Origin of the sequence: Streptococcus sp. Marseille-Q3604 (assembly GCF_916619785.1) — a bacterium.
Lineage (GTDB): Bacteria > Bacillota > Bacilli > Lactobacillales > Streptococcaceae > Streptococcus.
Window position 1 is genome coordinate 212828 of the sequence record NZ_CAKAKM010000002.1, and the last position, 11991, is coordinate 224818.

The window sequence follows — 11991 nt, forward strand, 5'->3', positions numbered from 1 at the left end:
AGAATAAAATATAATCTAGTTTATTATAAACTTTTGGCTGTGACTTGTAAAACAAGAACATTAAGGCTAAAATAGGAACTATGATTACTATTGAACAAGTTCTAGAGGTTCTTAAAAAGGACCATAATTTTAGAGATATTATCGACCAAGACAACTACTACTATTCATGGACTGGGGTGACTTTTGATCATCTTTCTTATGATAGTCGTGATGTCACACCATCGTCCCTCTTCTTTGCCAAAGGAGCTGCTTTCAAGCCTGAATTTTTAGAGAATGCTGTCAAAGCTGGCTTGAGTTTCTACGTGGCTGAGAAAGATTATCAAGTGGGAATACCTGCCATTATCGTATCAGATATTAAGCAGGCTATGAGCCTCGTTGCTCAGGCCTTCTACCAATACCCTCAAGACAAGCTTAAATTGCTGGCTTTCACTGGGACAAAAGGGAAAACAACAGCAGCCTACTTTGCCTTCAATATTCTCAAGCAAAGTCATAAACCTGCTATGCTTTCAACCATGAACACGACACTAGACGGAAAAACCTTCTTCAAGTCTACCTTAACAACACCTGAGAGTTTGGACCTTTTCCGTATGATGGCTGAAGCTGTTGATAATGGCATGACCCATCTGATTATGGAAGTCTCAAGTCAAGCCTATCTGACAAAGCGTGTCTATGGATTGACCTTTGATGTAGGTGTCTTTCTTAACATCAGCCCAGACCATATTGGGCCTATTGAACACCCAACCTTTGAGGACTACTTCTACCATAAGCGTCTCCTCTTGGAAAACAGTCGAGTTGTTATCGTCAATAGCGGTATGGATCACTTTGATTTCATCGCTGAGGAAGTTGCGGATAAAGAGCATGACTTCTATGGTAAAAACTCCGACAATGCTGTTAAACATGGCTCAGGTTTTAGCTTTAAGGCAAGTGGGAAATTAGCCGGTGACTATGATATCCAACTTATCGGTGACTTTAACCAGGACAATGCTATGGCTGCAGGTTTAGCCTGCCTACGTCTCGGAGCTAGCCTTCAAGACATCAAGGAAGGAATCGCTCAAACCTCTGTTCCAGGGCGTATGGAGGTTCTAACCCAAACTAATGGGGCTAAGACATTTGTTGACTATGCTCACAATGGGGATAGCCTAGATAAGCTCTTACAAGTCGTAACTAGCCATCAAGATGGTCGTATTAGTCTAATTCTAGGGGCTCCTGGAAATAAAGGTGAAAGCCGTCGTAAAGACTTTGGACATGTCCTCAATACCTACCACGATGTTGATGTCATCCTAACAGCCGACGATCCTAACAAGGAAGATCCTCTTGCTATCTGTCAGGAAATTGCTAGCCACATCAGTCGCGAGGTTCGTATCATTGTTGATCGAGAGGAAGCTATTAAAACAGCAATGTCTGAGACTACAGACTCTAAAGATGCTGTGGTTATTGCCGGTAAAGGTGCCGATGCCTTCCAGATCGTAAATGGTAAACGTGATAACTATGCTGGCGATATTGAAGTCGCTAAAAAATATTTGTAAACGACAAAAAGTCAATTGAGGTAATGAATTTAACCTCAATTGACTTTTTTCTATACAAGGAACTAGTCTTTACCTAGTGTTTTCTTAAAAATATCATAGAAAGGATTTAGGGTTTTATCAAAAGAGCCAACAAGAGTCTCTAATTGCCCACCAAACTGACGCTTGAAGTTAAAATTCCCTTTTCCAGTACTTGCCGCTTCAGTTTCGATTGTCCCATAAAAATTAAACCGTTCTTTCCCCTCACGCTTAGCATATCGTAGCATTTCCCAATGAAGAAGAACTGCTCCACCAAAATTAAGATAGGCTTCATCATTCCCACCGTAAAAGCTGACGACTTCTGAGCCATAATCCATAAAAAGATAAGCCGAAAGAGGTAATTTGTCACCAGTGACTTGGTAGGTCTTAAATTGCTCTAAACGTTTATAGTAACTTCTAAGCTGATCTTCGGCATCCGCAATCTGACCCTTGGTTCGTTTTTTCTGTGGGCCATCTTTTAAAGCCTGAATCTTAGCTTCAAAAGATTTAATATTCTCATCAAGATAAGCCAAATAAGCTGGACAATCCAAATAAGCCAACATAAACTTTGCAGATTCTCCAAAGTTCCTCTTCAAATCTTGGAAATAGGTCAATGGATGAACTGAAAATCCTTTTCTCTCTGCTGTCCGAACTAGGATGTCATAAAACTGATTGAGATTGTCCTCACGTAGTTCTTCAACTTTGACATTCAAAGCAGCGAATTTTTTTAAATCTCGCTTCAAAGATGGTGAGAAGGCTGAGAGCATCTCATCAGAAGTCGTAAACGTGTCAATTGGTTTAACAAACATCTGATTAACAACTAGAGCCTGTTCTGGATCTAAATACTGCTCAAAACCTAATTTTTCAAATACCTTGGAGACCTCATCAACCTTTTCTTCTTCAATGATTTCAAGTTCTTCATTCCTAATAAGATCGGTAAGATAGGGATGGATAGAAAGTGATGCAATATTTTTCTTTTTTAAGTAGAGTATCAAGGCCTCTAGAAGGTCTGTCAAATCAGCTATAGAATTGTAATCTAGCAAGGGTCCATGAAACAAGAGAGCTTTTCTAAAGATACGAAAGCTTCTTCTATAGACAACGATGGCTTGACCTATCCGCAGGCCATCCCTTTCAAAAACCAGAGCCTCTACTTCTCCGATATGATTACGGCTTAGCTGAAGCTTAGCCATCTCAGCTGACTGTAAAAAGTTGGCATCTTTATAGTTTGTCTGTGTTTTTTGATAGTCATCAAAACTCACATGTTTAACCATAATAGACATACTTATCATTCCTTCCATTTCATCCTATATCCCACATTCCCCATAAAAATAAATGATTGGCAAAGTTTTCCTAACCAAGAGGGGTATTAAGTATTCATGGATATTACTCACAGATGATGAGGAAAATTTGTTAAATGATTAAATTTACAAACACTATTATATACAAATCTATCATTTTTGTTAAGAGGTTTTTAGTTAATTTTCTGAAATTTAAAAGAAAAAAATAATTACTAACGTCTCTCCATCAAAAAAGCTCTCCTTTTAAACTTAGAGAGCTAACCTATCATATAAAGTTACCTATAACGTCTCAATTGAGGTGGTTCATAAGACTGGACAAAAGCTTCAATTTCTGAAAAATCATCTGTAAAGAGGAATTTTGCTGCTGTTTCAGCCTCCAAAAAATCATGAGCAACCATGGTATCTAGCATCGTTTTCATAGCATCATAATAGCCATTGAGATTGAAGAAAACACAGGGTTTGTCCAACTTACCGACTCGAGCAGCTGCAATGGCTTCAGAGATTTCTTCCAGTGTCCCTAGACCTCCTGGAAGGGCGATAAAGAGATCTCCTTGCTCTAGCATAGCAGTCTTTCGTTCTGCCATAGTTTCTACTATTGTCATTGAGGTTAACCCCTCATAAGCTATCTCCCTATCTTTGAGGAATTGTGGCATAATGCCATGAGCCTGTCCACCATTTTCCAAAACCGTATCACCAAGAACTCCCATAAGTCCCATCTTACTGCCACCATAGACTAGGGTATGCCCATTTTTAGCAATCCACTGACCCAAGGCAATTGTTGCTTTCTTAAAGCTAGGACTGTCACCCATATTAGCTCCCAAATAGACCGTTACTTTCATTGAAGTCCTCCTTTTTATTCTATTATAACGCAAAATTCCCGCCATAACTGACAGGAATTTTTTCTTAGTCTTTACGCTCCAAATTACGAAGCATTTCATCAATTTTATTACCGTATTCGATAGACTCATCCTTAATGAAGGTCAAATCTGGAATCTTATACATGGTCATTTTTTTACCAAGTTCACGCTTGATTGTCCCAGTAGCCTTTTCAAGACCAGTTTGTGCTTTTTGGTTATCTGAGGCCAAGGTTGAATGAATAGTGTAAAAAATCTTAGCAGCTGACAAATCGCCTAGCATTTGCACATCTGTGATAGTGACATCTTGCACACGTGGGTCACGAACTTTCTTTTGAAGAATTTCATTGACCTCACGTTTGATTTCCATACCAACACGGTCTACACGAAATGAATTTCCCATAGTCTTATCCTTTCTCTCTTATTATGATGGAACAAAAGCCAGGCCAGATGACCTAGCTTTGTCTCCTAAGTAAGCTTTCTTAAAAGCTAACAAAATTAACGTTTAATTTCTTCCATAATGTAAGCTTCGATAACGTCATCAACTTTAATATCGTTATAGTTTTCAATCATCAAACCACCCTCTTGAGCGTTTCCGACTTCTTTAACGTCATCTTTAAAGTGTTTCAAGCTTGCCAATTTACCATCAAAAATAACGACACCATCACGAATCACACGGGCACTTGAGTCACGAGTGATTTTACCACTAGTAACCATGAACCCACCGATTGTTCCGACTTTAGAAACTTTGAAGGTTTCACGGATAATAGCTTCACCAATGACTTTTTCTTCAAATTCAGGATCAAGCATCCCTTTCATGGCATCTTCGATTTCTTCGATAACCTTGTAGATGATGCTGTGAAGACGAATTTCAACTTCATCAGTTTCCGCTTGTTGACGTGCTTGTGGTGTAGGACGAACGTTAAATCCGATAACAACAGCATCTGAAGCTTCCGCAAGAGTAATATCAGATTCGTTGATAGCACCTACTGCTGAGTGAACAACATTAACACGAACACCCTCAACATCAATCTTGAGAAGTGATGCTGCCAAGGCTTCAACAGAACCTTGTACGTCGGCCTTAATGATAACATTAACAGTCTTCAATTCACCAGCTTTAAGGGTATCAAAGAGGTTATCAAGACTAACACGATGTGTTTGTTGACGTTGTTTCATAAGGGCACGTTTGGCACGTTCTTCACCGGCTGCACGAGCTGCTTTTTCATCTTCATAAACGGCAAAATGGTCACCCGCCATAGGCGCTTCGTTCAAACCAGTAATTGAAACTGGGGTTGATGGTGCTGCAGTCTTAATACGACGACCAAGGTCATTGGTCATAGCACGGACACGTCCGAAGGTATTACCAACAACGATTGGGTCTTGAACATGCAAGGTACCTTGTTGAACAAGGAGGGTTGCAACCGCACCTTTACCTTTATCCAAACGCGCTTCAATAACGGTACCGATGGCACGAACTGTTGGGTCAGCTTTAAGTTCTTCCACTTCAGCCACAAGAAGAACTGTTTCAAGCAATTCTTCAATATTTTGACCAAACTTCGCTGAAATTTCAACGAATTCGCTATCGCCACCCCATGCAGTTGAGATAACGCCATGCTCTGCCAATTCACCGATTACACGCTCTGGGTTAGCACCTGGTTTATCAATCTTGTTAATCGCAACAATGATTGGAACACCAGCAGCCTTAGAGTGGTTGATGGCTTCAATAGTTTGTGGCATAACACCATCATCCGCAGCTACAATCAAGATAGTAATATCTGTAACAGAAGCACCACGGGCACGCATAGATGTAAAGGCCGCGTGTCCAGGAGTATCAAGGAAGGTGATTTTCTTACCACCCTCTTCAATTTGGTAGGCACCAATATGCTGTGTGATACCACCAGCTTCTCCAGTCGCAACACGTGAGTTACGAAGGGTATCAAGAAGGGTTGTTTTACCATGGTCAACGTGTCCCATGATAGTAACAACTGGTGCACGTTCTACCATAGCCTCTTTATTGAGGTAGTCTTCGTCAACAAAGAAACGTTCGATATCAGCATTATCGACTTCTTCTTTCTTGGTTGCCTCAATACCGTAGTCAACCATCAACAACTCAATAGTATCCCCATCAAGAGATTGGTTCTGAGTTGCCATAACACCCATCATGAAGAGTTTCTTAACGATTTCAGCTGGCTCACGTTTAATACGTTTTGCGATTTCTGCAACCGTCATGCCTTCAGTATATTCAAATTCTTTTGGTAATTCATGGAATTTACGCTCTGTTACTGGTTTTGGAGCTGAATTACCACGGTTATTTTTACCTTTTTTATTTTTGTTTTTATTCCAGTTACTATTTCGTTGATTTCTCACTTGGTTTTGATTATTCCACTTATTATTTCTTGTTTGCTTAGGTCCATCTTCATTCTCGCGACGATTATCACGTGATTTATCTGGACGTGCCTTTTTACGACGTGTATCTTGTGCTTGCGCAGCTGGAGCTGGTTGAGCAGCCGGTGCTGGCTTAGGAGCTGGCTTAGCTTCAGCAACTGCTTTTTGAGCAGCGACTTCAGCCTGTTGTTTTTCTTTTCTTGCCTTTTCCTGCTCTTTCGCACGGCGTTGCTCTGCAGCTTTTTCTTCACGGAAGCGTGTTTCACTTTGACGTGAATACTCTGCATTTTGCTCTGCTTTCAAGGCTGCTGCACGCGCTTTAAAGTCAATACGTGGACCTGCCTGATTGTTGCGGGCAGCATCGTTACGTTTATTTCGACCTTGATCATTGCGCTGTTTACCTTGGAAATTACGGTCACGATTACTATTGTTATCGCGGTTTCCATTGTTACGGTTACCTTGACCATTTCCATTTTGGTTGCGACGATCATTATTCTGACGTTTACCTTGATCGTTTCCTTGTTGATTTCGGTTACGATTACGGTTGTCACGGCCTCCGCCATTTTGACGACGCTCTGCTTCTGCCTTGGCACGTGCTTCACGTTCTGCCTTAAAATTACGGCTTTGTGGTTTTTTCGGAGTCGCAGGGGCTTCTTTGACTTCAGCCTTTGATACTTCTTTAGCTGGAGCTGATTTGGCAACAGGTGCCTTATCAACCTTAGGCGCTACCTTTTCCTCTTTAGGAGTTGGTGTCGCTTTAGGAGCTGGCTTGCTTTCAGCCTTAGCTGTTCCCCCTTTTAAACTTGAAGTGATACGATTAGCATCAGCTTCTTCAACTGATGAGGAGTGGCTCTTCACAGAAAGACCAAGTTCTTGAGCTTTTGCAACAACAACCTTGCTTTCTACACCAACCTCTTTTGCGATTTCATATAATCGTTTCTTTGACACGTGATGTCCTCCTATTCTTTAGTCCATAAGAGTCCTCATTTTCTTTGAAAATCCAGCATCAACTACAGCAACCGTTTTTCTTGGTTTACCAATAGCCATGCTTAATTCCAGTGCGTTAAACACTGTGGAGACTTCTATATTATAGTAGTTACATTTATCAGTCGTCTTTTTAGTCACGTTACTACCAGCATCATTGGCAAGAAAAACTAGTCTCGCCTGTCCTGATTGAACTGCCTTGATGACAAGTTCTTCGCCAGAAATAAGCTTTCCAGCTCTTTGTGCCAGTCCCAACATATTTGACAATTTTTCTGTGTTATTCAAGACCTAACTCTCTTCTTTTGACCTTGTGATCCACATAAGCAATGAGTTCATCATAAAAACTTTCAGGAACATCCATTGAGAAACTATGGTTAAAAGCACGTTTCTTTTTAGCTTGGAGAGCTTCTTCATTATCTAGTTTAATGTAAGCACCTCGGCCATTTTTCTTTCCTGTTGGATCAATGAAAATCTCACCATCTTTAGTTTTTACAATGCGGAGCAAATCACGTTTATCAATGATTTCTCCTGAGACAACTGATTTGCGTAAAGGTATTTTTCGTGTTTTAGCCATCAAACACCTCTATGTTCTTCTTATTCTGCTTCTGTTGTTTCAATTACTTCTTCTGTTGTGACTTCAACAGGTGTAGCATCTTCTGCAACAATCTCGTCAACAACTTCCTCAGTAGCAGCCTCAGCTTTTTCAGCTTCGAGTGCTTCATATTCAGAAGCTGACTTGATGTCAATACGGTAACCAGTCAAATGAGCTGCCAAACGAACGTTTTGTCCACGACGACCAATTGCAAGAGATAATTTGTTATCTGGTACAACTACTGTCGCACGTTTGCTATCATCTTCGTCAAAGAGAACATAGTCCACTTCAGCCGGTGCAATAGCATTGTAGATAAATTCAGCTGGATCTTCAACCCATTGAATAACATCAATATTTTCCTCAACAGGAACTTCAATTCCTGTCTTAGCATCCAAACGTGTTGGGTGGAAACGGCTGACAACTTTCTTGATGTTGCTTCCACCACGACCAACGATAGTACCAATAGCATCAACGTTAGGGTTATGACTGCGAACAGCAACTTTGGTACGATCACCAGCTTCACGAGACACGCTCATGATTTCTACAGTTCCATCAAATACTTCAGGAATTTCTTGTTCCATGATACGTTTGATGAATTCTGGATGGCTACGGCTTACAAAGACGTTAACACCCTTAGGGTTGTTTTCAACTTTATAAACATAAACATCGATGACGTCGTGTGACTTAAAGCTTTCGCCAGGAATTTGGTCTTGGCGTGACAATTGAGCTTCGAGCGTTCCAAGATTGACATAAATGAAACGTTGGTCAAAGCGTTCAACTGTTCCTTGCATGATTTCACCTTCATGTTGCTTATAATCATTATAAGTGATTTCACGCATCTGCTTGCGCATCTTTTCCATAATGGTTTGTTTGGCAGATTGCGCTGCAACACGGCCAAATTCATCGACTGACTCTTCAAAACGAATCTTGTCACCAAGCTCGTAAGCAGAGCTGATAGCAAGGGCATCTTTCAAGCTAATTTCCAAACGACTATCAAAGACTTCGTCTACAACTTCACGAACGGTATAAACTTGAAAATCACCTGTTTTTTCATTGAATTCAACTACAGCTGATTCTGACTGACCATAACGACGCTTGTAGGCTGACTTAAGCGATTCAACCACGGCATCAATGATGTCTTCCTTGTTAATGTGTTTTTCTTCTTCCAAGACACGGAAGGCTTCTAGCATTTCTTTGCTCATATTCTTTGTTGTTTTAACCTCTAAAGGCCAAAACTGGCATCCTTTCTTTATTTACACTAATAGTTTTAGAGTTTGACTGCCAAACGAGCTTTAGCAACTGTTTGATAGGGAATCTCAACAGTTTTATGGCGAGTCTTATCAAGGTAATCAATTGTTAGGGTTTCCCCATCAAAGGCCACCAAGTCACCTTGGAAAATCTTGATCTTATCAATAGCCTTGTAAAGACTAACATTGATATATTGACCAACAGCATTTGTCAAAGCTTCTTTGGTTTTTAAGGGACGCTCTAACCCTGGACTAGAAACTTCCAGCATGTATTGATCCGGGAAAGGATCAGGCTGAATAGTATCCAAGAGGGGACTGATAAATTCAGTCAAGTCTGCAGTATCTTCTACAGTAATACCTCCTGGCTTATCAATCAAAACTGACAAGACATAGTCACCGCCAAGCTTTTCGTACTCGATATCGACCAGTTCGTATGGCTCAGGAATAGCTGGAGCTACGACTGCCGTCACGAGATCAATAATTTTTTGCGACATTATGACCTCCTTACACACACAAGAGACGAAGTTTCTACTCCGCCTCTCTTTCGTTATTTTCCTATATTATAGCATAGCTCAAAAGCCATTGCAAGGAATAACCATATTGCTATCATTTCAAAGCAAAAAGGTTGGGAATCACCCAACCTTATTTATTGCGCCGCTGGAACAGTGCTATAAGTAGTCACACCCGATCCATTATTATTGTATGTAGGGGTTGTCGTACCTTGTTCCTGAACATAATTACCTGTGTTTTCACTATAGTTATTGCTATAGGTAGTGCCTCCATTGTAGGTACTTACCGATCCACCACCTGCTGCCTCAGATGGCCCAGCCTCATAATTTGAAGATGCCTCACTCGAAGCCGCACTTCCTTTAGAATTAACGAAATCATCTGAGCCATAGTTAGAGCTACCAGAACCATAGAGAACCAAACTAGTCTTAAGATTAGATTCAGAAACTTTCTTCTTACCGACTTCCTTCTTAATACGGTTTTGTACCTTAAGAATATCCTCAGTTGAAGCTACTTGGTAGCTTCCACCATTGATCATGGCATCCGAACCGGCCAATTGGTATGACTTAATATTTTTAAGGGCATCACTATAACCCATCAAGCTACGCAAAGTATTGGTATCACCAAGATCGATACTGGTTTGAACATTTGAACTTACAGCTGACAAAATTTTCTTGTAAGAACCAATAGAATCCATCTTCAAGAGCTTAGCTACAACTTTTTGAATAACCTCACGTTGACGTTTTTGGCGACCATAGTCACCATCAGGGTCATCATAACGCATACGTGAATAGACTAAAGCTTGCTCACCATTGATTTTATGGGTTCCAGGCTCAACTTTTGCCTGAAATTCAGGTTCATTTTCTGCAATCGAAATTGGAAAATCAAAATGATTCGTTACCTCAATACCACCAACAGCATCTACCAAATCAATCATACCCTGCATATTAATCAGTGCATAATAGTCAATATCAATATCTAAAACCTTTTGAATGGTTGAAATAGCCAAGTCAGCACCACCCTCAGCATAGGCTGAATTTAGTTTTGCTTCACCCGACCCCTCAATATCTGTCAAAAGGTCACGTTCCAAACTGGTCATGGTTGTTTTCTTAGTCTTAGGGTTCACTGTTACCAAAATCATGGTATCAGAGTTTCCTTCCCAGGTTTCCTTACGTTCTTTAGATCCTGTATCTACCCCCATCAAGAGAATAGTTATAGGCTTAGTCTGTTGAATAGCCTTACTATTCCCTGAAGTTGCTTTAGAAGCCCTAAACGTTTTTGACAATTCGCCTGTGGCGTAATTATAAGTTGTCGTTAGGTAAATACCAGCAGCTACTACTGTCGTTGCAAAAATCGCCAACAACATCAATAAAATTTTTCGTCCAAGTTTCATGTTTTTTCCTAATCTATGAGTTTAGCCATAAGGTAAACATCTAGAAATTCTCCATTTTTAGTTCTTGCACCACGTTTCTTAGTGCCTTCAATGTCAAATCCGAATTTTTGATAGAGATGAACCGCCCGTTCATTACGTGCTTGAACCGTCAACTCTAAGCGGCGGATAGTTGGTGTATGATCTGCCCAGTCAATCATTGTTTCCATAAGAAACTGGCCAACACCATTCCCCCAGTAGGGTTTAGAAACCGCAATAAATACGTCGCCAATATGACTGGTCTTAGTATCTTGATCAGAGGTAACATTACAAACACCAATGACCTCATGACCCAATTTCGCCACCAAACAAATCTCATTAAGCCTATGCTGATGACCTTCAATATAAGTGGCTAACTGTTCAGCACTCAGTATAGAACTTCTATCATCTTGTGCTAGAAAATCCGATTCCAAGGCTACAGTCTCTAGTAAACGAGCTAGAGAGGCAGCATCCTCTCTTTGAGCTTCCTCAATGACTAATTCTTGCTCAGCCATTTACCATTTCCTCCTGAATCTCCTTACTTCTAGGACCGAAAGATTCAAAAAGTAACTGACGTCCATCTCCATGATGAGATATCGAAATTAGGAGATAATCACCTAACAGACTCTCGTCTAGGAGCTCACCCCACTCGATGATTGTCACACCTTCACCATACAGAAAATCATCCAAATCAATAGAATCAGGATCATCACCAATGCGGTAGACATCTAAATGATAGAGTGGCAGTCGCCCCTCATACTCCCTTACAATAGTATAGGTTGGACTCTTTATCATCTGTGAAATATCCAAACCTTTGGCAATTCCCTTAGTTAAGGTCGTTTTACCAGCTCCCAGATCACCTGAGAGAACAATTATATCTCCAAAATCGAGCAGTCGACCTAGCTTTTGGCCGATACTAATCAATTCTTCTTCATTTTGACTGTAAATCATGTTTTCATTATATCAAAAAATAAAAATATGGACTAGAATCCACTGTAAAAATACAGTAGAAACTTATAAATATTGAATCATTTAAGTAAGAAGTTAAGATGTGTATTTTAATTTTCAATTTATTTTAACCACATCAACCACTCATAGATTAGAAATGTTTTTGTAAAACTTACTATAGTTTCAAAAGTTAACCAATAGTAACTCTCTCACATTCCCCAGATAAA

Annotated in this window: 12 protein-coding genes; 1 reads left to right on the forward strand and 11 read right to left on the reverse strand. The window is 40.2% G+C overall.

The features are described 5' to 3' along the window. Positions 1 to 80 precede the first annotated feature (80 nt). On the forward strand, positions 81 to 1526 hold the full coding sequence (locus LG375_RS05315) for a UDP-N-acetylmuramoyl-L-alanyl-D-glutamate--L-lysine ligase (protein ID WP_225745447.1): 1446 nt from the start codon (positions 81 to 83) through the stop codon (positions 1524 to 1526). A 62-nt stretch (positions 1527 to 1588) separates the two neighbouring features. Here LG375_RS05315 and LG375_RS05320 read toward each other — a convergent pair whose 3' ends face one another. From LG375_RS05320 to tsaE, 11 genes are all read right to left on the reverse strand, one after another. Further along, positions 1589 to 2821: a lipid II:glycine glycyltransferase FemX gene (locus tag LG375_RS05320; protein ID WP_225745448.1), complete on the reverse strand. Its 1233-nt coding sequence runs from the start codon at positions 2819 to 2821 to the stop codon at positions 1589 to 1591. A gap of 293 nt (positions 2822 to 3114) precedes the next feature. Continuing rightward, the gene (locus LG375_RS05325; protein WP_038675316.1) at positions 3115 to 3678 is read right to left on the reverse strand and encodes a TIGR00730 family Rossman fold protein; all 564 of its coding nucleotides are present in this window, start codon (positions 3676 to 3678) and stop codon (positions 3115 to 3117) included. 64 nt (positions 3679 to 3742) lie between these two features. Beyond that, positions 3743 to 4096, reverse strand: coding sequence for a 30S ribosome-binding factor RbfA (gene rbfA, locus LG375_RS05330; protein WP_225745449.1), 354 nt, complete (start codon positions 4094 to 4096; stop codon positions 3743 to 3745). Between the two features lie 95 nt (positions 4097 to 4191). Beyond that, entirely contained in the window at positions 4192 to 7026 is a 2835-nt protein-coding gene (gene infB, locus LG375_RS05335; RefSeq protein WP_183138099.1) for a translation initiation factor IF-2, read from the reverse strand. An 18-nt stretch (positions 7027 to 7044) separates the two neighbouring features. Further along, positions 7045 to 7347, reverse strand: a complete 303-nt coding sequence (locus LG375_RS05340; protein WP_002883776.1) for a YlxQ-related RNA-binding protein — start codon at positions 7345 to 7347, stop codon at positions 7045 to 7047. Beyond that, the gene (rnpM, locus tag LG375_RS05345; RefSeq protein WP_002883779.1) at positions 7340 to 7636 is read right to left on the reverse strand and encodes an RNase P modulator RnpM; all 297 of its coding nucleotides are present in this window, start codon (positions 7634 to 7636) and stop codon (positions 7340 to 7342) included. The genes LG375_RS05340 and rnpM overlap by 8 nt, the downstream gene beginning before the upstream one ends. A 20-nt stretch (positions 7637 to 7656) precedes the next feature. Beyond that, complete coding sequence (gene nusA, locus LG375_RS05350) at positions 7657 to 8856, reverse strand: transcription termination factor NusA (protein WP_002883755.1); 1200 nt, start codon at positions 8854 to 8856, stop codon at positions 7657 to 7659. Between the two features lie 65 nt (positions 8857 to 8921). Beyond that, a complete protein-coding gene (rimP, locus tag LG375_RS05355) occupies positions 8922 to 9395 on the reverse strand; it encodes a ribosome maturation factor RimP (RefSeq protein WP_225745450.1) in 474 nt (157 codons plus the stop codon). A gap of 152 nt (positions 9396 to 9547) precedes the next feature. Beyond that, positions 9548 to 10801 (reverse strand): biofilm formation/cell division transcriptional regulator BrpA, encoded by a 1254-nt coding sequence (gene brpA / locus LG375_RS05360; RefSeq protein WP_037600348.1) that lies wholly within the window; start codon positions 10799 to 10801, stop codon positions 9548 to 9550. An 8-nt stretch (positions 10802 to 10809) separates the two neighbouring features. Then, positions 10810 to 11331: a GNAT family N-acetyltransferase gene (locus LG375_RS05365; RefSeq protein ID WP_037600346.1), complete on the reverse strand. Its 522-nt coding sequence runs from the start codon at positions 11329 to 11331 to the stop codon at positions 10810 to 10812. Further along, complete coding sequence (tsaE, locus tag LG375_RS05370; RefSeq protein ID WP_037600343.1) at positions 11324 to 11767, reverse strand: tRNA (adenosine(37)-N6)-threonylcarbamoyltransferase complex ATPase subunit type 1 TsaE; 444 nt, start codon at positions 11765 to 11767, stop codon at positions 11324 to 11326. Before tsaE ends, LG375_RS05365 begins: the two co-directional genes overlap by 8 nt. Positions 11768 to 11991 lie beyond the last annotated feature (224 nt).